The 26,382-nt window shown below is 59.0% G+C and carries 29 protein-coding genes; 18 read left to right on the top strand and 11 right to left on the bottom strand.

Annotation, left to right across the window (positions count from 1 at the left end; translation table 11 throughout):
* Window positions 1-75: 75 nt before the first annotated feature.
* Window positions 76-291: a Fe-S cluster assembly protein IscX gene (iscX, locus tag RBB76_RS08180; protein WP_429627911.1), complete on the top strand. Its 216-nt coding sequence runs from the start codon at window positions 76-78 to the stop codon at window positions 289-291.
* A gap of 28 nt (window positions 292-319) precedes the next feature.
* On the opposite strand, the gene RBB76_RS08175 is transcribed toward iscX, so the two are convergent.
* Both RBB76_RS08175 and murJ read right to left on the bottom strand, forming a co-directional pair.
* Window positions 320-862, bottom strand: coding sequence for an MOSC domain-containing protein (locus tag RBB76_RS08175; RefSeq protein ID WP_429627912.1), 543 nt, complete (start codon window positions 860-862; stop codon window positions 320-322).
* Window positions 863-871: 9 nt separating this feature from the next.
* Entirely contained in the window at window positions 872-2,518 is a 1,647-nt protein-coding gene (murJ, locus tag RBB76_RS08170; protein ID WP_429627913.1) for a murein biosynthesis integral membrane protein MurJ, read from the bottom strand.
* Between the two features lie 73 nt (window positions 2,519-2,591).
* Between murJ and RBB76_RS08165 the strand changes: the two genes are divergently transcribed.
* Together RBB76_RS08165 and RBB76_RS08160 are read left to right on the top strand one after the other, a co-directional pair.
* Complete coding sequence (locus RBB76_RS08165; RefSeq protein WP_429627914.1) at window positions 2,592-3,515, top strand: LysR substrate-binding domain-containing protein; 924 nt, start codon at window positions 2,592-2,594, stop codon at window positions 3,513-3,515.
* 79 nt (window positions 3,516-3,594) lie between these two features.
* Window positions 3,595-4,530 (top strand): YeiH family protein, encoded by a 936-nt coding sequence (locus RBB76_RS08160; protein WP_429627915.1) that lies wholly within the window; start codon window positions 3,595-3,597, stop codon window positions 4,528-4,530.
* A 66-nt stretch (window positions 4,531-4,596) separates the two neighbouring features.
* Here RBB76_RS08160 and RBB76_RS08155 read toward each other — a convergent pair whose 3' ends face one another.
* The 3 genes from RBB76_RS08155 to RBB76_RS08145 form a co-directional block, all read right to left on the bottom strand.
* Window positions 4,597-4,974, bottom strand: coding sequence for a hypothetical protein (locus RBB76_RS08155; protein ID WP_429627916.1), 378 nt, complete (start codon window positions 4,972-4,974; stop codon window positions 4,597-4,599).
* Between the two features lie 2 nt (window positions 4,975-4,976).
* On the bottom strand, window positions 4,977-5,495 hold the full coding sequence (locus RBB76_RS08150) for a MerR family transcriptional regulator (protein ID WP_429627917.1): 519 nt from the start codon (window positions 5,493-5,495) through the stop codon (window positions 4,977-4,979).
* A 119-nt stretch (window positions 5,496-5,614) separates the two neighbouring features.
* Window positions 5,615-6,745: an NADH:flavin oxidoreductase/NADH oxidase gene (locus tag RBB76_RS08145; RefSeq protein WP_429627918.1), complete on the bottom strand. Its 1,131-nt coding sequence runs from the start codon at window positions 6,743-6,745 to the stop codon at window positions 5,615-5,617.
* On the opposite strand from RBB76_RS08145, the gene RBB76_RS08140 reads away from it, so the two are divergent.
* The 8 genes from RBB76_RS08140 to RBB76_RS08105 all read left to right on the top strand — a co-directional run bounded on the left by RBB76_RS08140 (window position 6,733) and on the right by RBB76_RS08105 (window position 14,223).
* Window positions 6,733-7,008 carry a hypothetical protein gene (locus RBB76_RS08140; protein WP_429627919.1) on the top strand — a complete coding sequence of 92 codons (276 nt, stop codon included), beginning with the start codon at window positions 6,733-6,735 and terminating at the stop codon, window positions 7,006-7,008. The genes RBB76_RS08145 and RBB76_RS08140 overlap by 13 nt on opposite strands.
* Window positions 7,009-7,053: 45 nt before the next feature.
* Complete coding sequence (locus tag RBB76_RS08135) at window positions 7,054-7,680, top strand: hypothetical protein (protein ID WP_429627920.1); 627 nt, start codon at window positions 7,054-7,056, stop codon at window positions 7,678-7,680.
* Window positions 7,681-7,873: 193 nt separating this feature from the next.
* The gene (locus tag RBB76_RS08130) at window positions 7,874-8,560 is read left to right on the top strand and encodes a hypothetical protein (protein ID WP_429627921.1); all 687 of its coding nucleotides are present in this window, start codon (window positions 7,874-7,876) and stop codon (window positions 8,558-8,560) included.
* 251 nt (window positions 8,561-8,811) lie between these two features.
* Window positions 8,812-10,407 (top strand): AsmA-like C-terminal region-containing protein, encoded by a 1,596-nt coding sequence (locus tag RBB76_RS08125; RefSeq protein ID WP_429627922.1) that lies wholly within the window; start codon window positions 8,812-8,814, stop codon window positions 10,405-10,407.
* A gap of 193 nt (window positions 10,408-10,600) precedes the next feature.
* Window positions 10,601-11,176, top strand: coding sequence for a bifunctional pyr operon transcriptional regulator/uracil phosphoribosyltransferase PyrR (gene pyrR, locus RBB76_RS08120; protein WP_260697966.1), 576 nt, complete (start codon window positions 10,601-10,603; stop codon window positions 11,174-11,176).
* Between the two features lie 33 nt (window positions 11,177-11,209).
* Window positions 11,210-12,217, top strand: coding sequence for an aspartate carbamoyltransferase catalytic subunit (locus tag RBB76_RS08115; protein ID WP_429627923.1), 1,008 nt, complete (start codon window positions 11,210-11,212; stop codon window positions 12,215-12,217).
* Window positions 12,214-13,518, top strand: coding sequence for a dihydroorotase (locus RBB76_RS08110; RefSeq protein ID WP_429627924.1), 1,305 nt, complete (start codon window positions 12,214-12,216; stop codon window positions 13,516-13,518). The genes RBB76_RS08115 and RBB76_RS08110 overlap by 4 nt, the downstream gene beginning before the upstream one ends.
* A gap of 201 nt (window positions 13,519-13,719) precedes the next feature.
* Window positions 13,720-14,223, top strand: coding sequence for a hypothetical protein (locus tag RBB76_RS08105; protein ID WP_429627925.1), 504 nt, complete (start codon window positions 13,720-13,722; stop codon window positions 14,221-14,223).
* A gap of 61 nt (window positions 14,224-14,284) precedes the next feature.
* Here RBB76_RS08105 and RBB76_RS08100 read toward each other — a convergent pair whose 3' ends face one another.
* On the bottom strand, window positions 14,285-14,626 hold the full coding sequence (locus tag RBB76_RS08100; RefSeq protein WP_429627926.1) for a VOC family protein: 342 nt from the start codon (window positions 14,624-14,626) through the stop codon (window positions 14,285-14,287).
* A 197-nt stretch (window positions 14,627-14,823) separates the two neighbouring features.
* Between RBB76_RS08100 and RBB76_RS08095 the strand changes: the two genes are divergently transcribed.
* Entirely contained in the window at window positions 14,824-15,933 is a 1,110-nt protein-coding gene (locus RBB76_RS08095) for an alpha/beta hydrolase family protein (RefSeq protein WP_429627927.1), read from the top strand.
* A 149-nt stretch (window positions 15,934-16,082) separates the two neighbouring features.
* Here the strand turns inward: RBB76_RS08095 and RBB76_RS08090 are convergent, their stop codons facing one another.
* Window positions 16,083-17,012: a hypothetical protein gene (locus RBB76_RS08090; protein WP_429627928.1), complete on the bottom strand. Its 930-nt coding sequence runs from the start codon at window positions 17,010-17,012 to the stop codon at window positions 16,083-16,085.
* 116 nt (window positions 17,013-17,128) lie between these two features.
* Window positions 17,129-18,343, bottom strand: a complete 1,215-nt coding sequence (locus tag RBB76_RS08085) for a glycine C-acetyltransferase (protein WP_429627929.1) — start codon at window positions 18,341-18,343, stop codon at window positions 17,129-17,131.
* Window positions 18,344-18,471: 128 nt separating this feature from the next.
* Here RBB76_RS08085 and RBB76_RS08080 point away from each other — a divergent pair, with 128 nt between their 5' ends.
* A complete protein-coding gene (locus tag RBB76_RS08080; protein WP_429627930.1) occupies window positions 18,472-19,401 on the top strand; it encodes a hypothetical protein in 930 nt (309 codons plus the stop codon).
* A gap of 25 nt (window positions 19,402-19,426) precedes the next feature.
* Here the strand turns inward: RBB76_RS08080 and miaA are convergent, their stop codons facing one another.
* Window positions 19,427-20,410 carry a tRNA (adenosine(37)-N6)-dimethylallyltransferase MiaA gene (gene miaA, locus RBB76_RS08075; RefSeq protein ID WP_429627931.1) on the bottom strand — a complete coding sequence of 328 codons (984 nt, stop codon included), beginning with the start codon at window positions 20,408-20,410 and terminating at the stop codon, window positions 19,427-19,429.
* A gap of 319 nt (window positions 20,411-20,729) precedes the next feature.
* Between miaA and RBB76_RS08070 the strand changes: the two genes are divergently transcribed.
* Window positions 20,730-21,365 carry a hypothetical protein gene (locus RBB76_RS08070; RefSeq protein WP_429627932.1) on the top strand — a complete coding sequence of 212 codons (636 nt, stop codon included), beginning with the start codon at window positions 20,730-20,732 and terminating at the stop codon, window positions 21,363-21,365.
* Between the two features lie 63 nt (window positions 21,366-21,428).
* Here RBB76_RS08070 and RBB76_RS08065 read toward each other — a convergent pair whose 3' ends face one another.
* On the bottom strand, window positions 21,429-21,806 hold the full coding sequence (locus RBB76_RS08065; protein ID WP_429627933.1) for a DoxX family protein: 378 nt from the start codon (window positions 21,804-21,806) through the stop codon (window positions 21,429-21,431).
* Window positions 21,807-21,869: 63 nt separating this feature from the next.
* Here RBB76_RS08065 and RBB76_RS08060 point away from each other — a divergent pair, with 63 nt between their 5' ends.
* The 3 genes from RBB76_RS08060 (at window position 21,870) to RBB76_RS08050 (ending at window position 24,526) form a co-directional block, all read left to right on the top strand.
* The gene (locus tag RBB76_RS08060; protein WP_429627934.1) at window positions 21,870-22,208 is read left to right on the top strand and encodes a DoxX family protein; all 339 of its coding nucleotides are present in this window, start codon (window positions 21,870-21,872) and stop codon (window positions 22,206-22,208) included.
* Window positions 22,209-22,390: 182 nt separating this feature from the next.
* The gene (locus tag RBB76_RS08055; protein WP_429627935.1) at window positions 22,391-22,771 is read left to right on the top strand and encodes a hypothetical protein; all 381 of its coding nucleotides are present in this window, start codon (window positions 22,391-22,393) and stop codon (window positions 22,769-22,771) included.
* A 153-nt stretch (window positions 22,772-22,924) separates the two neighbouring features.
* Window positions 22,925-24,526 carry an arylsulfatase gene (locus RBB76_RS08050; protein ID WP_429627936.1) on the top strand — a complete coding sequence of 534 codons (1,602 nt, stop codon included), beginning with the start codon at window positions 22,925-22,927 and terminating at the stop codon, window positions 24,524-24,526.
* 102 nt (window positions 24,527-24,628) lie between these two features.
* On the opposite strand, the gene RBB76_RS08045 is transcribed toward RBB76_RS08050, so the two are convergent.
* Window positions 24,629-25,660 (bottom strand): TonB C-terminal domain-containing protein, encoded by a 1,032-nt coding sequence (locus RBB76_RS08045; protein ID WP_429627937.1) that lies wholly within the window; start codon window positions 25,658-25,660, stop codon window positions 24,629-24,631.
* Between the two features lie 181 nt (window positions 25,661-25,841).
* Between RBB76_RS08045 and RBB76_RS08040 the strand changes: the two genes are divergently transcribed.
* Window positions 25,842-26,381 (top strand): MogA/MoaB family molybdenum cofactor biosynthesis protein, encoded by a 540-nt coding sequence (locus RBB76_RS08040; protein WP_429627938.1) that lies wholly within the window; start codon window positions 25,842-25,844, stop codon window positions 26,379-26,381.
* Window position 26,382: the final 1 nt, after the last annotated feature.

Below are 26,382 nucleotides of genomic sequence, written 5' to 3'. Positions count from 1 at the left end.
AACTGTTGCCGGTTTCTTGTAGTCTTTGTGTGCAGCTGTTGTGGCTGTACACAAGTTATTTTATCGGGGGACGTCATGGCGTTTGAGTTTGATTGGACCAATGCGGAAGAGATTGGGATTCAGTTGCAGGAGAAGTATCCGGAGATTGAGCCGTATTCGGTGCGGTTCACGGATCTGCACAAGTATGTGACCGGGCTGCCGGGATTTGTGGGTGATCCGACGAAGTCGAATGAGGGAATTTTGGAGGCGATTCAGGCGGCGTGGAATGAAGAGTATGAGGATGAGAAGTAGGTCGAAATTTAGAGGTAATGTGATTTGCCTATACGGGCTGCAAAGGGCGATGAGGTTCTGCAGGCAGCTCGATTTCGATGGCGTCTCGCGGTTGAACGGTGCCCCCTTGAAGGACGATGGCCATAATTCCGGCGTTGCGATGGAGATTTCCATGTTGATCTCGTTTCAAGACGGCTTTCATGAGACCGGAAGCCAGTTTGTCTAGCTTGAAACAGGGCTCCCTAAGACCAGTCGCTTCGAGAATTACTGATTCGCCGACGCGAAGAAGCGCGCCAGTTGGAAGTGTCATGAGTTCGATGCCGCGAGTGGTGATGTTCTCCCCCATCTGACCAGGGAGGAGCGTGAAGCCTTGAGACGAGAGCTCGTCATGAAGTTCCGCGTGGAGAATATGCACCTGGGTGAGGTTGAGACGCGTGGGATCTTTCTTTACGAGATAGAGATGTTGTGTGGTTTTGCCTGAATGGGCATCGCCTTGAACGCCAATACCTGCGAGCAAGGTAATGTTGCTCTGCGGATATTTGCTGAACTCGTGAATCGGGTTGAGTGAGACGGACGTCACGATTGGTTTCATGCGAATGGCTCAGGCGATGCGGGAGCGGATTTGCTGCAGGAGTTTTGAGCCGGTGAGGTGGAGAGTTGCGAAGCAGAGCGCAGCCCAGACCAGTGTCGCGGCGGCGATGATGAGCAGGTTTCGGATGTGGCCGTGGCCCAGGGGGATGAGGTGGACGGCGGCGGCTGCTCCGGCGAAGCTGATGACGGCGGCCAGGAGGGATCCGGATAGTTCGCGCAGTTCGAGGCCCGAGAGGCGGACTAGTTTGCGGCGGTTGAGGAGGAGCGCGAGGGTGACGGTCTGGATGACGATGCCGATGTCGGACGCGATGGTGAGGCCTTTGAGCCCGAGGGTGTGGAAGAGAAACGCGTAGATGGGGATGGAGACCAGGGTGACGATCCATCCGGCAGTGGCGGGGGTGATGGTGTTGCCGGCGGCGTAGAAAGAGCGGGCGTAGATTCCCTGTGCGGCCCAGAACGCGATGGAGAGGGTGAAGAGGGTGAAGTAGAGCGCGGTGGCGTGGGTTTCTGCGAAGGTGAAGGAGCCGCGTAGGAGATTGACGATCGGGTTGGCGAGGGCGATCATCCATGCGCCGAGAAGGAAGGACGCGGCGATGACTCGCGAGACGGAGCGGTTGACGGCAGAGGCGAAGTCTTCGAAGCGGTGCTGGCTGTAGAGCGCGGAGAAGAACGGGAGTGAGGCGGCGCCGGCGGCCTGGCCGAGGATGCCCATGGGAGCGGTGAAGAGGGTTTTGGCTACGGTGAGCAGAGAGATGCCGCCTACGTCGTTGGAGGCGAAGTAGCTGAGGATCCATTTGTCGGCGGTGACGAGGGAGACGCCGATCATGAGGGGGAAGGTGAGGCGGAGCCACTCGAGAAAGGCAGGGTGGCGGAGGTTGAGGATGGGAGTGTAACGGAGGCCGTCGCGAAGTGCGCCGAAGAGGTTGAGCGTGGCGGGGCCGAGGATCACTCCGACGAGAACGCCGATGGCGAGGGAGTAGATGCCGAAGCGCTGATGAAGAAAGATGGCGCCGAGGATAATGCCCGCGTTGTAGATGAGCGGGCTGATGGCCTGGTAGAGGAAGATCTTGCGGACGAGAAGACGGGAGCCGATGACTCCGCCGAAGAAGAAGAAGAACTGTGCGGGGAGCAAGAGGCGAGTGAGTGTGGTGCAGAGAGCGGCACGGTGAGGGTCGAATCCGCGGAAGGCGATGTGGGTGTAGTAGGGGGCGAAGATTTCGGCTAAGACGATGCCGATCAGGAGGACTGTCGCCATTGCGGTGAGGATGATGGAGAGGGCTCGGTCTGCTCCGGCTTCGTCGTTTTGTGCGCGGTAGCGACTGAGGATGGTGACGAGGGAGATGGAGACGACGCCGCCGACGAGGAAGTAGGCGAGCATGTCGGGGAGTTGGAAGGCGGCGTTGTAGGCGTCGGTCTCGGGGCTGGCTCCGAAGATGCGGTTGATGTAGTAGGTGCGGACGAGGCCCAGAACGCCGGAGAGGAAGGTGGACGCCATTAGGAGCAGCGTGGCGGAGAAGGCTGACTGAGAGGATGGGCGAAGAATGGCGAAGAGGCTGCGGCGGGGTGTGGGTTCGATGCCGGGGGCTGCGATGAGGGGCTCGTGGGTAGCGGATTCGAGAGGGTTGACGGCCGGATTGGGATCTTCGTTGATGGACACGGGGTAATTTGATTTTATCGGGTGGGCTTATGCTGATGGGTGGCGGGGCTGGTTCGTTCGAGAAGGAGAGAGTTTGGAGAACTTTCGGCTGAGGGTGTTTCGTGCGGTGGCTGAGGAGTTGAGCTTTCGCAAGGCAGCGGAGGTGCTGCATCTGAGCCAGCCGGCAGTGAGTCAGCATGTTCATGCGCTCGAGGAGGAGGTTGGCGTGCAGTTGTTCGATCGGGCTCGGGGTGGCGGACATGGGAGCCAGATCTCGTTGACTGAGGCGGGACGGGTGTTGCTGGGGTATGCCGATCGTGCGGCGGAGACGATGGTGGAGGCGCGACGGGCGCTGGCGGCTCTGAATGACGAGACGGTTGGTCCGCTGCGGCTGGGAGCTTCGACGACGGTGGCACAGTATCTGTTGCCGAGGATTCTGGGGGCGTTTTTGAAGCAGTATCCGCAGGTGAAGCTTTCGTTGGTGAGTGGGAATACAGAACAGATTGTGGATGCGGTGACAGAGAAGAAGGTGGCTCTGGGGATTATTGAAGGGCCGGCAATGCGGCGCGAGGTGAAGACCGAGCGCATGGTGCAGGATGAGATGGTGCTGATCGTGAGTCCGAATCATGCGTGGGCCGGGCGGAAGGGTGGGGAGATTGAACAGAAAGAGCTGGCGAAGGTGCCGTTGTTGTTGCGGGAGCGAGGTTCGGGGTCGCGGCGGGTGGTGGAGCGGGCATTGAAGAAGGTGGGGTTGCCACTCCGGTCGCTGCAGGTGGCGATGGAGCTGGATTCGACGGAGGCGATTATCTCAGGCGTGGAGGCGGAGCTGGGGGTGGGGTTTGTTTCGCGGTGGGCAGTGGGGAAGGTCCTACGGCTGGGGACGGTGAAGGTGATTGCGGTGAAGGGCCTGGAGATTCGGCGGGATTTCAGCTTTGTCCGGCTGGCGGGAGCGGAGATGACTGGGGCGGCGGCGGCGTTTCAGCGTTTTGCGATGGGGACGAAGAGCGGAGTTAGCTGATTGGGTTGATAAGTAATACTTATCGGCGATTGTAAAGTACGTCTCGACTGTGGGTTGTCAGGACGCGCATGCTTTAAGCATGTGGAAGAAGAATCTCTTTTATATCGGGATCATTGTTTCAGCGAGCGGGTTGATCGGGCCTCCGCTGGCGTTGGCTGCGGGGCTCGCGTTTGGTTTGAGTACCGTCCATACGTTTCACGGGGAGAGCCGGTGTCTTTCGAAGTTTTTATTGCAGGCTGCGGTGGTCTGCCTGGGATTCGGGATGAACTTGAAAGAGGTGGTGCACGCGGGTGCGTCGGGGTTTATGTATACGGCGATCAGCATCACGTTTGCGCTGAGTTTGGGAGTTGCGTTGGGTAAGCTGCTGCAGGTGGGTAAGACGCAATCGTTGCTGATCAGCTTTGGGACGGCGATTTGCGGAGGGAGCGCGATTGCGGCGATGGGACCCGTGTTGAATGCGAATGAGGAGGAGATGGCGGTCTCGCTAGGGACGGTATTTGTGCTGAACTCTGTGGCGCTGCTGCTGTTTCCGTTGATTGGGCACTTGATGAACTTTTCGCAGACGCAGTTTGGATTGTGGGCGGCGCTGGCGATTCATGACACGAGTTCGGTGGTAGGGGCGGGCGCAAAGTATGGGCCTACGGCGTTGGCGGTGGGGACGACGGTGAAGCTGGCTCGGGCGTTGTGGATTGTGCCGCTGGCGATTGCTACGGCGATGTTGAAGAAGAGCAAGGCGAAGGTGGCCTGGCCGTGGTTCATCCTGTACTTCTGCTTCGCGGCGGTGGCGGCGAGTTATCTGCCGCGATATATCCCACAGGCGGTACCGCTGTTCAGTGCGCTCAATCGGCTGGGCCGCGCGGCGTTGACTGTTGTGCTGTTTCTGATTGGGACCGGCATTACGCGAGAGACTCTGAAGGAAGTGGGTGTAAGGCCGATGGTGCAGGGGATCGCGCTTTGGATTGTGGTGGCGAGCCTATCGTTGTGGGCGATTCATGTTGGGTGGATTTCGTTGTAGGAGCTAGCGGTTCCCTGAGGTGTGTGCGGAGATCAAGCTCAGGCCTCCCACAAGATCGAGAGGGGCTTAGCGGTCCTGCTGGCTTGATGGGGCTTGTGGTTGGTCGCTGGCGCCGCCTTTGAAGGGATCTTTCCAATGGTCGGGCAGGGTGTTGCGATGTCGTCTTTTATTGATCTTGATGCTGGAGGAGATCGAAAGGCCGGCTACGGTGAAGCTGACAAGTTGCCGCTGGCTGCAGCGAAGGCAACGGACGGGGTAACGCATGAGGAGGATTTCGGTGAGGTCTTGCGAGCGAAGGCTGGAGCGGCGGAAGCTTTGGCCGGTGCAGAATTGGCATCGGATGGGCGCGCCGTTTTGAGGATCGACTCCGAAGAATGGTTCGCGTTCGTGGGAAGAACGACGTCTGCGGCGGGAGCTGTCAGTGTTATCGGTGCTGAATTTCATCTTCAACTTTTATTGTCTTCGGGAAGAAGTGGGAGATCGAAGAGCTTTTGCGGAGTCCGACGCGAGATGCTGGGGGTACGCGAGGCGCGGATGGGATGAACGGTGGGGCGAGATGGCGACTTGGAGAGCAGGGAGTGCAGGTCGCGGAGATCCTTGTGCAGTTTCTGGAGCTGGCGCGAATCGACGCTGGGGCTTGGGCCTTCGATGGTCAGGGCCAGTTGCGGCTCTCGATGTTTGAGCTCACTTTTGAAGACCTGACGGGCGCCAGGGATGGTGTAGCCCTCGTTGTAGAGGAGGCTCTTGATGCGCAGGGCCATTTCGACGTCGCGGCGGCGGTAGAGGCGCTGGCCGGTGCCACCTTTGTGCGGCTTGAGCTGAGGAAATTCGCTCTCCCAGAAGCGGAGAACGTAGGCCGGGACGTCGCAGAGCTTGGCGACTTCGCCGATGCGGAAGTAGAGCTTGTCCGGGATGTCGGACCCGGAGGTTGGGGTGGTTTTGCGGATTGGCTGGTGCTGCGCCATGCCAGGAAGCTCCGAAGACCGCCTTTCCGGCGGGGGTGGCCTATGGTCCGGCTGCTGCCAGTATAGGCCACTCGCGATGGCACGGTTTGTAATTTTCCCTGGTTAGGACTGTTGAATTTTCAGGCACCTGGGGTGGAGACGGGCTGGCGCGGCTCGGTTTTGCCGCGGGCGCTGCGGAGGTACTGGACGGGCCAGGTGGTGGACTGGTGGAGGACAGCGGCGGCGTGAAGGGGCCAGTAGGGGTTGCGGAGGAGCTCACGAGCGAGCAGGATGAGGTCGGCCTGACCGGTGCGAACGATCTGGTCGGCCTGGGCTGGTTCGGTGATCATTCCGACGGCAGCGGTGGGGATCTGGGCTTCGCGGTGGATGGTCTCGGAGTGGTGGACCTGGTAGCCGGAGCCGATGGGGATTTGCTGGGCGGGGTGGTTGCCACCGGTGGAGACGTCCACGAGATCGACATCTGCCTGCTTGAGGAGTTTGGAGAAGGCGACGGATTGGGCGAGATCCCAGCTTGCGCCGAGGGACTCGGGGGCCCAGTCGGTGGCGGAGATGCGGACGAAAAGCGGCAGGTGTTTGGGCCAGGCGGCGCGGACGGCTTTGACTACTTCGAGGGGGAAGCGGGTGCGGTTTTCGAAGCTGCCGCCGTACTCGTCGGTGCGGTGGTTGGAGAGCGGAGAGAGGAACTGGTGCAGGAGATAGCCGTGGGCGGAGTGTATCTCGACGAGGTCGAAGCCTGCAGCGAGGGCGCGATGGGCTGCTGCGACGAAGTCGGCGACGACCTTGTCCATGCCGGCGCGATCGAGTGCGGTGGGGAGCGGGTATGGCTCGTCGAACCGAATGGCGGAGGGGGCGACGGGCTGCCAGCCGCCTTCGGAGGCGGGAATGGTGCGGGTTGGCTCCCATGGGACGGCCATGCTGGCTTTGCGGCCTGCGTGGGCTAGCTGGGTGCCGGCGTAGGTGCCGTGCTGGTGCAGGAAGGTGGTGATGCGCTTGAGCTCGGGGATGTGCTCGTCTTTCCAGATACCGAGGTCGGCGGGGGTGATGCGGCCTTCGGGGTTTACGGCTGAAGCTTCTGTGATGATGAGGCCAGCGCCGCCAATGGCGCGGCTTCCGAGGTGGACGAGATGCCATTCGTTGGCAAAGCCGTCGACGGAGGAGTATTCGCACATGGGGGAGACGGCGATGCGGTTGGGCAGAGTGAGGCTGCGGAGCTTGAGGGGGGCGAAGAGGTGGTCGGTTGGCTGGGTCACAGCTTTTGGATGTCGTTGAAGGCTCGCTGGATGTGGCTGGAGGGAGTTCGAACGGCGGATTAAATTTTTCTGTGGGGTCTTTGGAGGTTTTTGGGAGGGTTTTTGCGAAAGTCGGTCATTTTTTGTGGTTTTTTTGTGGTGAAGATGTGGTGGAATGCGTGGTGAACCTGGTGAGAAAACCGCGTCGTTTTGATGGCGGAAAAATACGCCGTCTATTTCACTTTTTTTTCACTTTTTTTTGCCACTTTGAAAAGCGGAACTAGAAGGTGCGAGAAGGCGTATTGTTTTCTGACCGATGGAGGAGTGAGATGCGGGTGAACCAGGGTGTAGCGGCGGCGATGTTGGTTGCGGCGATGGCGGCGTCGACCATGCTGATGGAGGGCTGCCGGATTGAGAACGATAAACATGGCGATGCCGATAATGTGAAGATCGCTACGCCGTTTGGCGGGATGTCGGTGAAGACGAACGAAGCGGCTGGTGTTGAGGGGATCGGGCTGCCGGTGTATCCGGGGGCAGTGATGGTGAAGAAGAAGGATAAGAACGATGGCGCGGCCGATATCAATTTGAGCTTTGGCAGTTTTACGCTGAAGGTGAAGGCCGCCAGTTATACGACGCCGGATAGTCCGGACCTGGTGACTGTGTTTTATCGTAAGGCGCTGGGGCGGTATGGCGATGTGATTCAGTGCCAGAATGACAAGCCGGTGAGTTCGCAGACGCGGACAGCAGAGGGGTTGACTTGTGCGGACGATCAGAAGAACCACGTGAAGGTGGACAACGATCTGTCGGGCAAACTGGAGCTGAAGGCTGGGTCGAAGCAGCACCAACATATTGTCGGGATCGATCCGGATGGGAGCGGGACGAAGATCGGATTGGTGGCGCTGGATCTGCCGGGGCATCTGTCGGTTGGCGATGACGAGGACTCGAGCAAGCAGTGACGATGAAAACCGCTACGCTAGGCCACCCCGCAAACGAAGACCTGTTTGCGGGGACCCCGGTTCGCGCGGTCACTTTGTGACTTGTATACCCCTTCGGTTGCCGCTCCCGTTGGTCGCGATGAGAAAGTTGCGCAGTGCCATTTCAAAACCGTTCGCTTGCCGCGCCTTGTGGGGTGGGGTAGCTTCATAAGATATGCATCAGTATTGTCATCGTTGCGGCGGCGAGCTTTCGGCCAGTGTGGGCGATTCGCCGTTCTGCCCCCATTGCGGTTCGCCGCAGATCTATTTGCAGGACTACGAGGAGCAGAACAACGGCTCCGAAAAGAGCACGACGGGCGCCGCACCACCGCCCAGCCCGCAACAGGTGGAGTGGAAGACGGCGATACGTTGTGCGTTGCTGGTGGCTGGGGTGGCGGCGGTGCTGAGCGTGGTTTCGGCGAAGGTGCAGCTGGTGTCGCCGATAAGCTGGCTTTGGACGATCAGTGGGTCGATGATTACGCTGGCGCTGTATCAGAAACGGCGGCCGCTGGCGTGGATGGATGCGGGAGTGGGCGCGCGGATTGGCGTGGTGGTGGGCTTGGCGCTGGTCACTTGTCTTGCAGTCGCGATGGCGGGTGCAGGGCTGGTGGCGAGGTATGGGCTGCATAGCATGGCGGGGTTCGATGCGGAGCTGACGCAGACGCTGCATGCTCAGGTTGAGAAGGCTGCGGCAACGGCGCCGCAGCCGCCGGAGGTGGTGCGGTTTCTGTATTCGCCTGAGGTGAGGGCGGGGATTATGCTGGCGGGGTTCGCGATGGTTGCGGGGGTGCTGCTGGTGCTGTCGACGGTGGGTGGAGCGCTGGGTGGGTTTATGCGGATGCGGCGGAAGGTTTCGGCTTAGGATGGTTTGCCTAGCTGTTGTTGAGGCAGATCTGAGAGGATAACGGCCAGGTTTTCCGAGGTAGTCCCTGGACGGAATTCCTTGAGGTCCTGCGCGTTGAACCGAAGCGTTCACGATGGCAAACAGACCAAGAAGCGTGAAATTGCATCTATAGGCAAAAGACAAGCAGCTGCGACTCCAGGCCGTTCTTTAATGAGCCCTGCGGCTAGTAGTTGCGAGGGAATTTTCTTTAAGAGCGGGGGGACTACTTCGTGACGATTTCTCCGGCCGTGATCTCTGCACGCTCTTCAGTTTCCCGGCGCAAGCTGTTTCTGAAGTTGTTCCTCGCCTTAGCGGGTCTATCGATAGGCCTCGCGGCGTGGCGGGTCGTCGCCGCCTACTGGCCTTATCGTTACCGCAATGTTGAGCCGTTGCTGCAGAAGGTCTTTGCGAGTCAGGTCAAGATCGATCAATACCATCGAATTTACTTTCCTCATCCTGGTTTTGTGGCGACCGGTTTGACGCTGCGCCGCAACTCGGCCACAGATCTTCCGCCGATTGGCTCGGCTCGCGAACTGCTGGTTGAAGGGAATTGGCTGGATCTCATCCTGCTTCGAGACCGGGTCCGGTTGGTGGATGTCAAGGGGCTGCATGTGGTGATTCCGCCAGTGGGGAGCCGGGCGAACCATGAGGATTTTCCGCCCGGAAGCAGCGGTGACTTCGCGGGGCCGACGACGGTGGTGGAAGAGTTCAACGTACGCGATGCCGTTCTTGAAATACAGCGAGTGGGCGGGGGCTCGTACACATTTCCGATTCGCCAAGTGGTGATTCGCAATTTGCGCAAAGGCAGTTCGATCACTTATTTGGTGGATATGCAGAATGCGGTGCCCGGGGGGCATATTGTGGCGAACGGGAGCTTCGGCCCGCTCAATCCTGATAATCTCGGCGCGACGCCCGTCTCAGGTGAGTTCACGTTTGCTCCGGTGAACCTTGGAGATGTCGACGGAATAAGCGGGAATCTTTCGAACAGAGGACACTTTAAAGGGACGTTAACGGCGATTGAAGCAGATACGGACTCGGTCACGCCGGATTTTGCGGTGGGTAGCGGCAAGCCGACTCGGCTGGAGGCGTTGGGACACCTGACTGTCAATGGTCTGAACGGAAACATCGTGCTTCATTCGGTCGATGCACACGTTGGTTCCACCACTGTTCACGCGAGTGGTCAGATTGTGGGCGCGCCAAAGGTGACCGATCTGGACCTGAGCGTGGTTAAGGGTAGGTCGCAGGATATTCTTCGACCGTTCTTTACGGACGCGGTTCCCGTGACGGGAGATGTATGGCTGCGCAGCCATATCTCGATCGCTGCGGCGCGGGGTGGAATGAAGTTTCTGCAGCGTCTACGGATGGATGGCGCCTTCGATATACCGAAAGAACGGCTGACGGATAAGGGGACGGAAGAGTCGCTTTCAGCCTTCAGCGAGCGGGCCCAGGGGCTAAAGCAGTCAGGAGGGAATAAGTCCGGGTTAGAACCTGCCTCCGCCGAAGTGGAGGAAGTGTTCTCGTCGCTGAAGGGGCCAGTGAAGATACGGAACGGCATCGTTTCGACGGATGGTCTCGATTTTCAGGTTCCCGGAGCTGAGGTGAAAGTTAAAGGAACGTTCAGTCTTTACGACAGAAGTGTCCGCATGGCGGGCGATCTTCATATGCAAACGGATTTGTCGCACGTCACGACGGGTTTCAAGTCGGTGTTGCTCAAGCCGTTCGCTCCTTTCTTCAAGAAGCAGAACGCGGGGACGGTGATTCCCATTGCGATCACGGGGTCTCCGAATCAGTACAAGGTGACGCAGGATCTGATGCATAACAAATAGCACCAACGATGCGCCTTCTCGCATTCGATTTGCTCCGTCTGCTCCGGGGAGACGCTCTCCCGGCGAAGATTGTGGTTCGTAGGGTGCGGTATCTAAGAACCCGCTGTGCTGGAGCCTTGGTGGATACAGTTTGGCTGGTGTCGGCGGTTGTTCTTTTCGATGGGGGGATGCTGATATCATCAAGCGCAATTGTATGAGTGCAGATACTGAAGTTCGGAAGCCGAAGTTTCGCGAAAAGGGCAGGCTGATGTCGGCCTCAGAGATCGAGCGTACGCTGGTAAGGCTGGCGCATGAGATCGTGGAAAAACATGGCGGCAGCAAGAATGTCGGCCTGGTGGGGATCAAGCGGAGGGGTGTGCCGCTGGCGCAGAGGCTGGGCGTGCTGATCGAGAAGATCGAGAAGCATCCGGTGGATGTTGGGGTGCTGGATATCAGCTTTTATCGCGACGATCTTTCGACCGATGGGGCGCGGCCGAAGGTGACGCCGGGGGCGATTGGGTTTGATGTGACCGGGCGCGACATTGTTTTGATGGATGACGTGCTGTATACGGGTCGGACGATTCGGGCGGCGCTCGATGCGCTGTTTGATTCCGGCCGGCCGAAGAGCGTGCGGTTGCTGGTGCTGATCGATCGCGGGCATAGGGAGCTGCCGATTGAGGCGACGTATGTGGGGCGGCTGATTCCTACGTCGAAGCGGGAGATTATCGAGGTGAAGCTGAACGAGGTCGATGGGCAGGAGCAGGTGCTGCTGGTTGAGCTGGTGGATTGAGCTTCGATGACGGTCTTGGAAAGCTCTCGTGCGATGAAGAATTCTGAGTATGCTGCGGGTTCTTTGCTGACGGTGGCGAACCTGTCGGTGGAGGATGTGGCGGCGATTCTGGCGGCGACGGACCGGCTGGAACGAATGGCCGTGGGGGAGCGGGTTAGGATTCTGGCGGAGCGGCGGATTGCGCTGCTGTTTTATGAGTCGAGCACGCGGACCAGGACGTCGTTTGAGCTGGCGGCGAAGTCGCTGGGGGCGATGACGACGCTGGTGAGTGATAAATCTTCTTCGATTGAGAAGGGTGAGAGCCTGAAAGATACCGGGCTGACGCTGAGGGCGCTGGGGGCGGAGTGCATTATTCTTCGGCATGCAAACTCGGGTGCGCCGTATCTGCTGGCGAAGGCGACGAGGTTGCCGGTGCTGAATGCTGGGGATGGAATGCATGAGCATCCTTCGCAGGCGCTGCTGGATCTGCGGACGATGCTGGCGCGGTTGCCGGGGTTGAGTGGGCGGCTGGTGAACGGGAAGACGCTGGATGGCGTGACGGTGGTGATTACAGGGGATATTCTGCATAGCCGCGTGGCGCGGTCGAATGCGATGTTGCTGCCGAAGCTCGGAGCGAAGGTGGTGTTGTGCGGGCCGAAGGAGTTGTTGCCGGAGGATGCGTTGGGGTTGGGCGTCAAGGGTACGAGCGGCAGCGTGGTGATTGAGCGGGATTTTGATAAGGCTTTGAAGCAGGCTGCGTCGCATGGCCAAGGGGTTGTGATGATGCTGCGGATTCAGCGGGAGCGGCTGGCAGGACTGGAGCTGGATCTGGGGGATTATATTTCGCGGTATCAGCTGGATCAGGAGCGGTTGGCGGCGCGGTCGCCGGAGGCTCTGGTGATGCATCCGGGGCCTATGATTCGTGGGTTGGAGATCTCGGGTGAGGTGGCGGATGGGCCGAACTCGGCGATTGAGGAACAGGTGCGGCATGGGCTGGCGGTTAGGACGGCTTTGTTGGCAAGGGCGCTGGGCGTGGGTGGATTTGAGAGTGTAACGGTATGAGTGACATATTGATTTTGAATGGGCGTCTCGTGGATCCGGCGAGTGGCTTGGATGCGGAGCGGGACGTGCTGCTGCGGCATGGACGGGTGGCTGCGGTGGAGATGCCGGGGGAGCTGCGTGCGGTCAGGGGGAAGGAGATTATCGACGCGAAGGGGATGATCGTCGCGCCGGGGCTGGTGGATGTGCATGTCCATTTGAGGGAGCCGGGGCAGACTTATAAGGAGTCGATCAAGACCGGAACTGCTGCTGCTGCGGCGGGTGGCTTTACGAGTGTTGTTGCGATGCCGAATACGATGCCGGTCAACGACACGGTTGCCAGGCTGGAGTGGATGCTGGATGCCGCGCGTGGGGCTTGCGTGAAGTTGTTTGCGATGCCGGCGGCGACGTTTGGAAGTATGGGCGAGGAGATTACGGACTTTCACGAACTGCAGCGTGCTGGTGCCGTGGGTTTTACCGATGATGGGAAGCCGGTGCTGGTTGATCGCGTGATGCGGGCGGCGTTGGTGGCTGCGGCGGGGATTGGAGTGCCGGTGTCGCAGCATGCGGAGGATACGCGGCTGACCGGTGGATGCAGCATGAATGCGGGGCCGGTGGCGTTTCGGCTGGGGCTGCGTGGGATGACGGTGGAGGCGGAGTCGAAGATTGTGGAGCGGGATATTCGTCTGCTGAAGGATATCGAGCAGCATGATGGGTTGCGGCCGCATTTGCACGTGCAGCATGTGTCGACGGCGAAGGCGATGGAGGCGATTCGGCAGGCGAAGCGCGAGGGGTTGCATGTGACTTGTGAGGTGGCGCCGCATCACTTTACGCTGACCGATGAGGCTATTGGGGAGTACGACACGAATGCGAAGATGAATCCTCCGCTGCGGAATGACTCTGACAGGTTGGCGATGATTGCCGGGTTGATGGATGGGACGGTGGACTGTATTGCGACCGATCATGCTCCGCATGCGCTGTTTGAGAAAGAACAGGAGTTTGAGCGGGCACCGAACGGAATTACGGGGCTAGAGACGGCGCTGGGGCTGGCTCTGCGGGTGTTGCATAAGGGCCATGGGATGCCGATTTCGCGGGTGATTGAGTTGATGAGTGCGCAGCCGGCTGGGATTGTTTCTCTTGAGGGGCGCGGGACACTGAAGGTGGATAGTTTCGCGGATATGGTGATATTCGATCCGGCGGCGGAGTGGAGTTTTGCGGCGGCTAAGTCGAGGTCGAAGTCGCGGAATACTCCGTTTGACGGCGCGCCGATGCTTGGTCGCGTTGTTACCACGATTAGCGAAGGCATGGTCGTATACCGAGCATAGATGCTTCGTCTTATGCGGAGATCGATAGGAGTTTTAGCGTGCGCGATGTCGCTCGCGGTTTCTTACGCGCAGCCCCCGCATCAGGTACGAAACGCGGATTTTCCGAGTTTCAAACTGCTTTCAGGTGCGACCGATTCGGATGGTTTCCCAACTTCGGGTGCGAAGCTTTGTCTTTTGAAAGCGACAGGGATCTGTTTTCAAATGCCATCGTACAACGGATACTCCGGCGGTTCTGTGACGTATGAGTTCGGTCTCGACCCTGTTGGTGAGAGGGTTCCTGTCACCGGTGACGGATCAATGATTTTGTTTTCGGCGCAGTTTTCAGGCGGGGGAAGCGGGACGTTGGATCGTCTCGCCATTTTGCGATATGGAGCAGATGGGAGGATTGTTAATTTGCTACCGTACGTCGGAGTGACGAACCAGAGCGACAGAGCAATTTGGCAGATTGCGACGGTTTCGAATTTTCCGATTCTGGTGACTGCCGACTTCGACTGGGCTGAAGGCGAGACGCATTTTTCCGAACATCGATATGTAGTGAAGGCCTATAAGTTCGATCCTGAAAAGGATAGATATCTCGAAGCTCTGTCCTACGAAACCTCCAAAAAGTATCCGGGGCTCGATGAGGTTGATCGAGTTGATGTGTTGAATGCAGAACGAGCACAGATACTCAAGCGGATTGAAACGCCTTCTCAAACCAAGAGATGAAGGTTCTTTTCGCGGACTTCACTGCAAATATGCGGAAGGCTGCGTTGTGCCGCGGGCTACTTTATTCGCGCTGCATGATGGCTAGTTCGTTGCCTGCGGGGTCGGTGAAGTGGAAGCGGCGGCCGCCCGGGAAGCTGAAGATGGGGAGGGTGATCTTGCCGCCGGCTTTCAGGATGCTCTGCTGGGTCTCTTCGAGATCTTGCGATTCGATGACAGGTAGCGGGGCTTTGGTGCGTTCGGCGGGATCCGCGTTGAAGCCGCCTTCGGTGCCGCTGTCGGAGAATGCGGCGTAGGTGGGGCCGTAGTCCTGGAAGGACCATCCGAAGAGGTTAGCGTAGAAATCCCGGGTTGCAGCCAGCTCTTGAGCTGGTAGCTCGAGGTAGACGATTTTTAAGTTAGGCATGATTGTCCTCACGGATCCGCGTCGCTGACTCCTCCATCCGCACGGCCGCAAGGTGGTTAGCAGGGCAGGTAGAGACCGGCTGATCCGGCCTCGCGAGGGACAGGTTCAACATAAAACGGGATGGTAGCGCGGTCAACGAAATCGTTTGGTGGCGGAGAAGCTTGGAACGGAGTGAGAGCAATTTCGTATAGTGACGCATGAGAACTTTGCGGTGGGTGGCGACGCTGATTCTTGTTTTGACGGTGATGGTGGTTGCGCGGGCCGGGTTTGGGGCGACGACGTATGAGGTGGGGATGAGTTCGCGGGTTTTTAAACCTGCGCATGCGCGGAACTGGCGCGGGGCTAAGACTGAGGCGCTAGTTACGACGATCTGGTATCCGGTGAGTGTGGACGCGGCGGTTCATGAAGAGCCGGTGGTGATTGGGCCTCCTGAAGGGCCGTTATTTTTGGCGGGGAGTGCGGCGGCGGATGCTCCGATCGCGGCGGCGCCGGCGAAGTTTCCGGTGGTGATGCTGTCGCATGGGACGGGTGGGGCGGCGCTGCAGTTGGCGTGGCTGGGTACGGTGCTGGCGCGACATGGGTTTATTGCGGTCGGGGTGAATCATCCGGGAAATAATGCGCTTGAGCCTTATACCGCGGAGGGGTTTGTGTTGTGGTGGGAGAGGGCGACCGACATCAGCGATGCGCTGGATGCGCTGCTGAGCGATCCGACGTTCGGGCCGCATGTGGACGAGGGCCGGATTGGGGCGGCGGGGTTCTCGATTGGCGGATATACAGTGCTGGAGCTGGCGGGTGCGCGCACGGATCAGGAGCGGTTTTTGAAGGCTTGCGAGACTGACCCTACGCTGCACAAGTGCGTGGTGCCGGAGATGAAGAACATGGGTGACCCGGAGCGGATGCTGGCGAAGGTGCGGGCGAGCAGTGCGGAGTCGATGGCGCGTGGAGGGGCAAGCTATCGGGACCAGCGCGTTCGCGCGGTGTTTGCGATTGCTCCGGCGGTGGGGCAGGCGTTCGATGCGGATGGGTTTCGCGAGGTGACGATTCCGGTGTCGATGGTGGTGGGAGCGGCGGACCGGATTGCTCCGGTGGCAACCAATGCGGGGAGGTTTCTGGCGTTGATGCCGAATGCGCACCTGACGGTGCTGCCGGGTGGTGTGGCGCATTACACGTTCTTAGATACTTGCACCGATGCGGGGAAGGCGAAGCTTCCGGTGTATTGCGGGGATGCTGAGGGAGTGGATCGCGAGAAGGCGCATACGACAGTGTCTGAGATGGCGGTGAAGTTCTTTGATAGGAATTTGCGGTGACGGCGGCGGCCTGCAGTGAGTGTGTCAGACGGGGTGCAACTGCAAAATCGATAGGGTCTCTTCCTTGCGCCGCTCACGATGAAACTGTGAGCGGCCTCGGTCGGGATTCCGATATCTGATTGGAGGGGAAGCGAAAAGCGGTTTTGATTTTAGTGGGTGTGGAAGACATATTTGTTGGCGGTGGGCCACCACTCTTTCCACCAGAAGTTGAAGCCGTCGATGATATCGCTGGTGAGCCACTTCTGACCGACCTTGGTCCAGGTTTGGTACTGTTTGGGGTACCAGAGAGTGGAGAGGCCGGCTGAGGCGCCGGAGCCGATAACCTCTGAGAAGTTGAAGGTCGGATCTCCATCGTCTTTGCGAGAGACTACGACGCGGGTGATGGCGTACCAGGACCGTTTGCGAAAGCTGCCATGGCCAAGGGTGTAGAACCGATTGTCCTGTTTGAAGACGATAGGGCCGAGGCCGCCGACGAAGAAATTTTCGGAAGTTGTGTCGGCGAGGGTGTGCCAGTAGTAGCGGGCATAGCCAGCGGCGCCCTGGTGAAACTCGGGATAGGATTTGCTGTTCATCGCGACGCCGGCCTGAATGCCTGCGACGAATAAGGCGGAGTAGTCGAAGGTGTCCTTGCCAGCGATGATTAGCTTGTCCTTCGGGCTCATGGGGGGAAGCTTGATGTCGGCGGAGACGGTGCGGAAGTTGGGCACGATGCCAAGGACGCGCTTGGTCTGGTGATCGCCGTTAGGACTGACGGCGTAGGGGTCGGTGGACTTCTGTGGTGATGGAACGAGATCGGAATCCTGTTTCTGCTGATCGAGCAGGGCACTGGGATCGTCGGGGAGATCGGTATTGGTGATGGTGGCGGGAGTGTCGTGGGTCGTATCGGCGTCGTCGTTGAGATTGTGAAGGCTGGACGACTCTGTGGCGGAACTCGGCGGGATTGCGCTGGTGAGGAGTGGCTGTTGCGCGTGAAGTGTGACAGTTGCCCCGAGAAGTGCGATCGAGAGTGCAGTGCCACGCAGGAGGCCGGTTAGCCTCAGCTGGCGGAGGTTGTAAAGGGGCATACTTTTAAGACGCATATTTTTGACAATAGTCTCGCGGGATTGTGTGATTGGTGAAATTTGGGCTGTTTCGCGCGAGAGGCGTCTCGATCGATACTGCTTTGCTCCACTGTTGAAATATTAGCGCTGAAGGCTTATAAGACCCCTGTTTTCTTCGCGACGGAGGCGAAGATCTCGAGTGCCTGATCGATCTGCTCACGGGTGTGTTCACTGGTCATGATGGTGCGAACGCGCGCTTTGCCTTCGGGGACGGTGGGGAAGGCAATGCCTGTTGCCATGACGCCAGCTTCGAAGAGGGCGCGGGAGAAGTCCATGGTGCGGCGGCCGTCGCCAATGATGATGGGGGTGATGGGGGTTTCGCTTTTTGGTGTGGTGTTGCCGCCTACGTCGAAGCCTGTATCTGCGAGTTGTTGCTTGAAGTAGGCGGTGTTGTCCCAGAGACGCTGAATGCGGTCGGGTTCGTTTTCGAGGATGTCGAAGGCGGCGATGCAGGTGGCGGCGACCGAAGGCGGATGCGAGGTGGAGAAGAGGAATGGACGCGCGCGGTGGTAGAGGTAGTCGATGAGATCGCGACTGCCGCAGACGTAACCGCCGAGGGCTCCGATGGCTTTGGAGAGGGTGCCGACCTGCACGTCGACTTTGTCGGTGGCGTGAAAGTGATCGACGGAGCCGCGTCCGTTGCGACCGAGAACGCCTGAGGCGTGGGCGTCGTCGACCATCATGATGGCGCCGTATTTCTCGCAGAGGTCGGCGAGCTTATCGACGGGGCCGATGTCGCCGTCCATGGAGAAGACGCCGTCGGTGATGAGGAGCTTGCGGCCGGGCTCGTTCTGGACTTCCTGGAGGAGCTGCTCGGCGTGGGCGACGTCTTTGTGGCGGAAGACTTTGATTTTGGCCTTGGAGAGGCGGGCTCCGTCGATGATGCTGGCGTGGTTGAGTTCGTCGGAGAGGATGAAATCTTCTTTGCCGAGGATGCTGGAGACGGTGCCGGCGTTGGCGGCGAAGCCTGACTGGAAGACGACGCAGGCCTCGACTCCTTTGAAGGCGGCGATCTTTTCTTCGAGCTCCATGTGGATGTGCATGGTGCCGGCAATGGTGCGAACCGCGCCGGAGCCTACGCCAAATTTTTTCGTCGCGGCGATGGCGGCTTCTTCGAGTTTTGGATGGTTGCAGAGGCCGAGGTAGTTGTTGGAGGCAAGGTTGATGACGCGCTTGCCGTCGTAGGTGCAGACGGGAGCCTGCTGGTCGTCGAGCACGCGCAGCTTGAAGAAGGTGCCGCGCTCGCGGAGGTCGTCGAGCTGGGCGGTGAGATGGGCAAGCTGGGGGCGTTTGGCGGCTGCGGTGGACATGAATATATCTTAATCCTTTTGTGGCTGGGCGGTCTCTGGAACGGAATCAGCATCTTAGGGTATGGGCCGCTTGCGAAGATGCGTTTCGCGGTGGCAAAACCTTTTGATTGTGGAATGAGGACGCTACGATGACCTTTCAAAACGCAGGGAAGATTGCCAGCGCGACGGTGCTTGCGTTGGTGATGCTGAGCGGTTGCAAGTCGAAGAAAGATGCCGCGATCGATCAGGCGAAGCAGCAGGCTGCCGCAACTGGGCAGGCGCAACAGGTGGTATCCACCGATGGCAACGGCAATGTGACGACAACAACGGTACAGCCGCCTGCACCGGGGCAGACGACGCAGGCGATGACGACGACAACGACACCGGCAGCTTCAGTACCTCCGGTGGCGGCGAATACGCCTGCTACTGCGCCGGGTGCTGCCGCGCCGGCAGATTCGGGACAAGCGATGACAGGCGCGCCGGTGACGGCGGGGCAGGTGGATTCTTCGGGACAGACGGTGGGAGCGCCGGCTCCTGGGGAAGCGCCGATTGTGCGGCCGGCAGATGTGAAGGTTGCTGCGGGGACGAACCTGGTGATTCGAATCAATCAGCACATCAGCGTGAAGACGAGCCATGCAGGGGATCGATTTACCGGGGAGGTGGTGGAACCGGTGGTGGGACGCGGCGATCATGTGGTGATTCCGAAGGGTGCGCCGGTGAACGGGGTCGTGGTGGCTTCGCATCGAAGAGGGCACTTCAAAGGATCTTCGATTCTCGAGCTGCGACTTACCTATCTCACGCTGAACGGGACGCGGTATGCCCTGGATACGTCGGATTTGACGCAGACGAAGAAAGGGAAGGGTAAGCGTTCGGCGGCAATTATTGGCGGCGGCGCGGGAGCTGGGATGTTGATTGGTGGCATCGCTACAGGCGGCGTTGGATTGCTGGTTGGTGGGCTGGTTGGTGGCGGGGGTGGAACGCTGATCAGCGGATTGACCGGGAATCGGGATATCGAGATTCCGGCTGAGTCGATTGTGCGGTTCAAGCTGGCGGACAACCTGGTGATTCAGCCTTCTTGATTTTGCGGATTGCTGAGGGAAGAGCTCATCCTTGCGGGTGGGCTTTTTCTTTTGCGTGAAGATGTGCGGAGACGAGGCCGCGGGCTTGATCTGTGATGTCGGCGTCGCCGCCGCAGCCAGCTAGCCAGTGGATTTCGGGATCGCGGCGGAACCAGGTGAGTTGGCGCTTGGCGTAGTTGCGATGGCCTTGCCGGGCCTGGGCGATCGCCTCATCGCGGGTGAGTTCGTTGCGCAGGACGGCGGCTGCTTCCGCATAGCCGAGTGAGGTGAGGGGACGGCAGGCTTCGCCATAGCGGGCGATGAGGCGCTCGGTCTCTTCGATGAGGCCGCGGTCGAACATGGCGGCGGCGCGTTGGTTGATTCGTTCGTAGAGGAGCGGGCGCGGTGGGTTGAGGCCGAGACGCAGGATGCTGTAACCGGTGAGCGCGTCGCGACCCTGCTGCCATTGGATCGTCATGGGCGTGCGCTTGTTTTGGCTCTGGCTCGTCGCCAGGGAGACCTCGATGGCGCGGACGACTTTGGGGACGTCGTTGGCGTGGATGGCGGTGGCGGCGGCTTTGTCGAGGCGAGTGAGGATGCGGTGCAGGTAGGCGGGGCCGCGGGCGGAGGCGATGTTGCGAAGGCGTTCGCGTTGACCGGGCTTTGGCGGTGGGGCGGGAAAGAGGCCGTCGATGAGGGCGCGGAGGTAGAGGCCAGTGCCTCCGGCGACGATGGGGAGGTGGCCGCGTTCGGTGATACCTGCGAGGGCTTCGCGGGCGAGGCGGCTGTAGTCGCCTGCGGTGCAGGGCTCGTCGGGCCACGCGACGTCGATCATGTGGTGAGGGATGAGGGTGCGCTCTTCGTGCGAGGGTTTGGCGGTGCCGATTTCCATCTCGCGATAGACGGCGACCGAGTCGCAGCTGACGATCTCGCCGTTGAAGTGCTGGGCGAGATGAATGGCGAGAGAAGTTTTGCCGCTGGCGGTGGGCCCGACGAGAACGACGAGTGGATGTTCGGGAGGCTTTACCACAGGCGCCACCAGCCTGGATGAAATATGTTGTGGACGCCGGCCCGGAGCAGGCTGAATAGAAAGACGACAAACGCGAGCAGTAACAGGCCACGAACCTGGCTGCGGCGCTCTATCTGGTGCGGGGTGACCTTAGCCTGAGATGGTGTTGGATTTGCGATGTGAGCCAGCCGGACCTCTAGTCGATGATAGTGCGACGGACAATTTAGAGCCAGCGATCTTCCGTCGCGATGCGGCACAGGCCAAATGTGTTGAAGCCGTTGTTACAAGAAGCGATAGCGGGGTGAGCGAACGATTCTTTTGACACGCGACTGGTCACAATATGAGTGAATTTGTCTGCATCATCAACGTCGAGGCTGTTCGCCACCGAATTCATCCAGCAGGGACTGCGACAATGCCATCCTACAAATCGGTGGCTCACGGAGTGCTGCCAGCTATGATGAATCTCCTTCTCGTTCCTTCCTCGCGAACTGTTTCGAATGTGGCGTTAGCTTACTTTGTAAATCCTCGAAACCTGCATGACGCTGCAACCGACCTTTGCCTTGCTGGCTTCAAGGCAGACGCGATCAATATTAGCGGGCTGTTTCACGGATTCGGAATTGAGAATCCAGAGGCTGCACGGTCGGCTGCGACGGCGGCTTTCGCTGAAGAGCATACTCTGCGCTGGAAGATGCGACGTTTTCTCATTCATGACCGTCAGCGACGCGGGGCGGACCAGATGTCGGGCGATGATAGAGATTCAGTTGGATTCCCTAATCCGGAGTGCACCTGGATCGATCTGAGCGGCGTGCTGGCAGAGATGAACGTTCCCTGGTCCGTCGTTCAGCTTTTGCGAACCGATACAAGGTCAGAACGCACCTTTCTGCTCGTTGATGCTGAGGATCGCGTTGATGAAGCCAGTCAGATTCTGCAGATGAATGGTGGAGAACTACGAACGGAGTATCTGTACTCGGCGTAACTCTGACTGTTTGAATCGACGAAGTCGTAAAGATAATCCAGTGATATTGCGTTTGCGTCGATTTCAAAGCCTGTGTGTTGCGAGAAGGCTGATGGCAACGCTCAGCACAAGAACGGAGAGCGCGGGCAGCGACTTCTTCAGCGGATCTCGAACTTTGAGATGCATGGCGAGGGCGCCAAGCATTAACAGGCAAAGCAGCAGTGCTGCGGGAAAGACCAGCGAGTGGATCCACAGTCCAATGATGAAGCAGAGAGCCACCGCTATCTTAAGTGCTCCTACGACGTAGACGAGCTGAGCTGGTAGCCCGTAGAACGCGAACTCTTCTTTCATCGAGCGGGCGTCTCCTCCTCTATAGCCAGTGTTTTGATGAAAGCGGAGCACCCAGACATTCAGGAGACCGAGGGCGACGATGATCTGGAGAGCTGACTGGAGAAGGTTCATTTTCCTCCGCGACGATGAAGATGGCTGGGTGGAGGTGTGACGAGTGTATAACGGATTACCTCAATGAAGTTGATTCTCGAGATCTGCCAAGGTATTTCGACTGCACTTTTCGCCGGCTACGGGTTGAGCTGCTTCTTTTCAAAGAAGATGATTGCGGAGTTTGATCGCTATCGTCTCCCGGGCCAGCGTGTGCTTACGGGAGTACTCCAAATTGCTGGTGCGATTGGGTTGGTAGCAGGCCACTTTAACCGCCCCATTCTTCTTTTATCCTCCGGGGGACTCGCTCTGATGATGTTTTTGGCCGTGGTCACGCGGTTCAGGATTCGGGATCCTCTATACGCCGCAATTCCTGCGTTCAGCCTCTTTCTGCTGAATGCTTATATCTTTGGAGCGGCACTGTGACGTCACTTGGCATGGTTGTGCGCGGCTTCCGTGATCTTTGAGGTTTTGCATCTGGTTCGGCGGGATTTGCTCAAAGGGTGGTTGGGTGTGATCCTTGATAGATGAAGTATGAGAGATTGTTGTGCGCGATTGTTGGATGGGTGTTGGTCTGCGGCGTGTCCGCCAGGGCACAGGAGAAGGGAATGTGGCGCGCGGCAAGCTCGACGGCCCAGTCCATTACGGGCGATATCGCGCTCTCTGATGAAAAGATATCGATCAACTTCATGGGATTTGTGATTGCGCAGATACGGCATCTTGAGCCGGGCGAGGTGAGCGCGGTTTTTGATGCAGACAGCGCAGCCGGTGGGAGTGGTAATCTCTACCGTCTGAACATTCCTTCGGCGAAAAAGTTCATGCATCACAACTCTCTCTGTGGCACTGAGGATACGCAGTGGATGGCGACTTATGTTGCGGGTCGAACTTTGAAGCTCGCCTTTTTCTCGGGGCCAAACGTGCCGGAGTTCACGTTGAATGCGATTGCTAATTCAACGGAGCTGTGCGGCACGTTTTCTTACGTGCGTTGAAGCGGCGGCTATGAGATGAGGCTTCCGTGCTTGAGTTTTTTTAATTTGTGCAGCCTTGTTTTTGACGCGGCCAGAACAATATGCCTCTGGTAGACTCTCCGGACTACCAGCACCGTGCAGAGTTATGGTGCGAAGTCATAACAGGAGAAGTACATGGCAAAGTTCAACAGAGTTCGTTCGATCTTGCACGTACGCTATCTCGCTCTGCCGGTTTTAGTGGCGGTAACGGCAGCCGTGTTTTGCGCAAGCGCAGACGCGCAGGCAAAAAAACCTAACATCCTTGTCATCTTCGGCGATGACATCGGACAAGCGAACATCAGCCGCTACACTCATGGTCTGGTCGGCTATTCGACGCCCAACATCGACCGCATCGGCGAAGAGGGAATGACCTTCACGGACTACTATGCGGAGAATAGCTGCACAGCTGGTCGATCTTCTTTCATCACCGGGCAGTCACCCATACGGACGGGGCTCACCAAAGTCGGTGCGCCGGGTGCGCCAGTAGGTCTGAAGGCGCGGGACATCACGATAGCTCAGGCGCTGAAGCCGCTCGGTTACGCTACGGGGCAGTTCGGCAAGAATCATCTTGGTGACAAGGACGAGTATCTGCCGACGAATCATGGTTTCGATGAGTTTTTTGGCAATCTGTATCACCTGAACGCGGAGCAGGAACCGGAGATGCCGTACTGGCCGAAGAACGATCCGGTCTTCCTGAAGGCTTATACCGTGCGTGGAGTCATTCACTCGTACGCGGATGGAAGAATTCAGGATACGGGGCCGTTGGACATGAAGCGGATGGAGACGATCGACGACGAGACGACGGGCGCCGCCATCGACTTTATGACCAGGCAAAACAAGGCTGGGAAGCCATTCTTTGTCTGGATGAACACGACCAGGATGCACGTGTTCACGCATATACGCGAGTCGATGCATGGCCAAAGCGGCATGCCGGGCAACGACTATGCCGATGGCATGATCGAGCACGACGGAGATGTAGGTAAGCTTACGAAGGCTCTCGACGACCTCGGAATTAAAGGGGACACGATCGTCATCTACACCACAGACAACGGGCCCAATATGTTCAGCTGGCCTGACGCGGCGATGACGCCGTTCCGCAGCGAGAAGGATTCGAACTGGGAGGGCGCGTTCCGGGTTCCGGCCATGATTCGTTGGCCTGGACATATCAAGCCGGGGGTGTGGTCGAACGATATCGTCTCTGGACTTGATTGGTTTCCGACGCTGCTCGCCGCAGCTGGAGATACGACGATAAAGGAGAACCTACTCAATGGGACGGGACCCGGCGGTGTGGCCCACAAGGTCCACCTGGACGGATACAACATTCTCCCTTATCTCACAGGGCAGGAGGCGCATAGTCCGCGAAAGGACTTCTTCTATTTCGATGACGACGGCATGCTGGTGGCCGAGCGTCATGAAAACTGGAAGTTCGTCTTTTGCGAGCAGCGTGCCGTGGGCAATCTGAATATCTGGATGAACCCATTTACCTGTCTGCGGCTTCCAAAGATCTTTAACCTGCGCATGGATCCGTATGAGCGAGCGGATTACACGTCGGACCAGTACAACGATTGGCTGGTTCACAACGACTACCTGGAAATACTCGGGATCATCGCGTCGGAGGAGTTCATCTCGACTTTCAAGGAGTATCCGCCGAGTCAGGCTCCTGCGAGCTTCACGGTGAATCCTGATGCAATCCTCGACATGCTGCATCAACAGGAGACACGCAAGGGGCATGACTGAAGATCATTCTCCTTTCGCTCAAAGGCCCATTTGTGCAGCAGGATCGCATGAGTGGGCCTTTGTGCTGAAACACTCGCAGTGGGCACGTCAGCAGGACATGCTTTATGGAAGCGGTTTGTTGGTGAGGAAGTCGATGCGGAGCTCGAGGTTCGGGCCGTGGAAGCTGGCCGGGAGAGGGGGGAACTGACCTTCGCCGGTGATGGCGCCCCAACAGGCTCTGTCGATGGACTGATCCTGGCTGCTGCCGTCGAGGTTCATGGCGGCGATGCGGCCGTCGGGGAGGATGGTGAAGCGGATGAGGGTTTCGCCCTGTTTGTTGAGGGGTGGGCGCGCCTCTTCGGGGATGAGGGGGTACCAGTTGCGTTTGATGTCCTGAAGAATGCGGCGAATGTAGGGGCCGAAGTCGACACCCTGGGTGTCGGAGAGGATTTCGGCGCCGGTTCCCATGCCGCCGCGTCCGCCGGGTTGACCTCCAGTGTCACCGGCGCTGCCGTGATCGCGGGCTGCGCCCTGGGCGGCCTGGCGGATGGCATCGCCGGCGGTTTGATTAGGATTGCCGAAGTTTGGGCGGGTCGGGACGGGCTTTGGTGCCTCGACGAGAGCCTGCTGGGCTGGCTGCTGCGTTGGCTGGGGCTGTGGGGCTGGTGGAAGTGGAGTCGCCTGTTGTGGAGGGGCCGGTTGCGTGACCGGGGGCGTGGGAGTCGGCGGAGGGGGAGCGGCCGGAGCTGGCGGAGCGGCTCTGCGCATGGCCTGCAGCTGCTTCAGCATCTTCTGGTCGACGACGGGCCGCGGCGGAGGAGATTTCGGAGTTCTGGACGCGGTCTTGGGAAGATTCGTTGGATCATCGAGGCGGGTTAGCTGCTGCTCGCGATCTTTGAGTACTTGCGCGGGGCTGATGAGGCGCGGCTGATGGAAGAGCACGCGAGGGCCATAGAAGAGGAACCACAAGATGGCCAGGTAGATGATGAGGGAGATGTAGATGGACTCGCGGAAGCGCGCTTTGGAGCGCTCGTCGTCGAGTGAGTCGAGCAGGTGAATGAGCTCGTGTTCTTCGAGTTCGCCGTAGCGGCCAGTGCGCACCTTGAGGGGTTGATTGGGAGGTGCGGAATTGGGCGGAGTCTCGAGTGAGGGCATGGGCTATGTGGTCTGACGGCTGCGGGAGGCGAAAGTTTCGCGGGCGGAACGGATCGTGGTCCCCGGTGGGCTGCACCGGTTTGCATAGTCCCTTCTATTTTCTCACCTTTGATGCTCGTATTGGGAAAGAAGAATCGGCAGGAATTTCCGGAGATGTGGAGTGAAACCGTAGACTGGGAGGGTGACTCTAAGATTTGCGCCAGATATTCGTGCCGTCGTGCTGACGATCAGCGATCGCTGTTCTCGCGGGGAACAGATAGATCTCTCGGGGCCTGCCGTTTGTGAGCTGTTGGAGGATGCAGGAATCGGTCAGGTGCTGAGCGAGATACTGCCGGACGAGATCGACCAGATCGCCGAGGCGTTGCGACGTAACGCTAAAGTTGTAGATCTGATTGTGACGACCGGAGGCACCGGGCTGGCGAAGCGGGATGTGACGCCGGAGGCAACGCGGATGGTCTGTGAGCGGTTGGTCGATGGTTTGTCGGAGCGGATGAGGGCCGATGGGCTGCTCGAGACGCCGCTTGCTGCGTTGAGTCGTGCGGTTTGTGGGACGCTGGGCGATGCTTTGATTGTGAATCTGCCAGGAAGCCCGTCGGGGGCGAGGAGTTCGCTGGCGTCGATTTTGCCGGTGCTGCCGCATGCGCTGGATCTGCTGGCAGGGCGCACGGCTCATCAGGAGTTCACGGAGAGCGATCAACATGGAAGGGCCGACGGCAGTTAGA

It is taken from the genome of Tunturiibacter psychrotolerans (assembly GCF_051013365.1).
In the GTDB taxonomy this organism is placed as follows: Bacteria; Acidobacteriota; Terriglobia; order Terriglobales; family Acidobacteriaceae; genus Edaphobacter; species Edaphobacter psychrotolerans_A.
This window is presented reverse-complemented; position numbering and strand designations above follow the sequence as displayed.

What these genes read in the sequence shown, in the direction of transcription:
- iscX (WP_429627911.1), top strand. Translation starts at nt 76, where the DNA reads ATGGCGTTTGAGTTTGATTGGACCAATGCGGAAGAGATTGGGATTCAG.
- RBB76_RS08175 (WP_429627912.1), bottom strand. Translation starts at nt 862, where the DNA reads ATGAAACCAATCGTGACGTCCGTCTCACTCAACCCGATTCACGAGTTC.
- RBB76_RS08160 (WP_429627915.1), top strand. Translation starts at nt 3,595, where the DNA reads ATGTGGAAGAAGAATCTCTTTTATATCGGGATCATTGTTTCAGCGAGC.
- RBB76_RS08155 (WP_429627916.1), bottom strand. Translation starts at nt 4,974, where the DNA reads ATGAAATTCAGCACCGATAACACTGACAGCTCCCGCCGCAGACGTCGT.
- RBB76_RS08150 (WP_429627917.1), bottom strand. Translation starts at nt 5,495, where the DNA reads ATGGCGCAGCACCAGCCAATCCGCAAAACCACCCCAACCTCCGGGTCC.
- RBB76_RS08135 (WP_429627920.1), top strand. Translation starts at nt 7,054, where the DNA reads ATGCGGGTGAACCAGGGTGTAGCGGCGGCGATGTTGGTTGCGGCGATG.
- RBB76_RS08130 (WP_429627921.1), top strand. Translation starts at nt 7,874, where the DNA reads ATGCATCAGTATTGTCATCGTTGCGGCGGCGAGCTTTCGGCCAGTGTG.
- pyrR (WP_260697966.1), top strand. Translation starts at nt 10,601, where the DNA reads ATGAGTGCAGATACTGAAGTTCGGAAGCCGAAGTTTCGCGAAAAGGGC.
- RBB76_RS08115 (WP_429627923.1), top strand. Translation starts at nt 11,210, where the DNA reads ATGAAGAATTCTGAGTATGCTGCGGGTTCTTTGCTGACGGTGGCGAAC.
- RBB76_RS08110 (WP_429627924.1), top strand. Translation starts at nt 12,214, where the DNA reads ATGAGTGACATATTGATTTTGAATGGGCGTCTCGTGGATCCGGCGAGT.
- RBB76_RS08105 (WP_429627925.1), top strand. Translation starts at nt 13,720, where the DNA reads ATGCCATCGTACAACGGATACTCCGGCGGTTCTGTGACGTATGAGTTC.
- RBB76_RS08100 (WP_429627926.1), bottom strand. Translation starts at nt 14,626, where the DNA reads ATGCCTAACTTAAAAATCGTCTACCTCGAGCTACCAGCTCAAGAGCTG.
- RBB76_RS08095 (WP_429627927.1), top strand. Translation starts at nt 14,824, where the DNA reads ATGAGAACTTTGCGGTGGGTGGCGACGCTGATTCTTGTTTTGACGGTG.
- RBB76_RS08090 (WP_429627928.1), bottom strand. Translation starts at nt 17,012, where the DNA reads ATGCGTCTTAAAAGTATGCCCCTTTACAACCTCCGCCAGCTGAGGCTA.
- RBB76_RS08085 (WP_429627929.1), bottom strand. Translation starts at nt 18,343, where the DNA reads ATGTCCACCGCAGCCGCCAAACGCCCCCAGCTTGCCCATCTCACCGCC.
- RBB76_RS08080 (WP_429627930.1), top strand. Translation starts at nt 18,472, where the DNA reads ATGACCTTTCAAAACGCAGGGAAGATTGCCAGCGCGACGGTGCTTGCG.
- RBB76_RS08070 (WP_429627932.1), top strand. Translation starts at nt 20,730, where the DNA reads ATGAGTGAATTTGTCTGCATCATCAACGTCGAGGCTGTTCGCCACCGA.
- RBB76_RS08065 (WP_429627933.1), bottom strand. Translation starts at nt 21,806, where the DNA reads ATGAACCTTCTCCAGTCAGCTCTCCAGATCATCGTCGCCCTCGGTCTC.
- RBB76_RS08060 (WP_429627934.1), top strand. Translation starts at nt 21,870, where the DNA reads ATGAAGTTGATTCTCGAGATCTGCCAAGGTATTTCGACTGCACTTTTC.
- RBB76_RS08055 (WP_429627935.1), top strand. Translation starts at nt 22,391, where the DNA reads ATGTGGCGCGCGGCAAGCTCGACGGCCCAGTCCATTACGGGCGATATC.
- RBB76_RS08050 (WP_429627936.1), top strand. Translation starts at nt 22,925, where the DNA reads ATGGCAAAGTTCAACAGAGTTCGTTCGATCTTGCACGTACGCTATCTC.
- RBB76_RS08045 (WP_429627937.1), bottom strand. Translation starts at nt 25,660, where the DNA reads ATGCCCTCACTCGAGACTCCGCCCAATTCCGCACCTCCCAATCAACCC.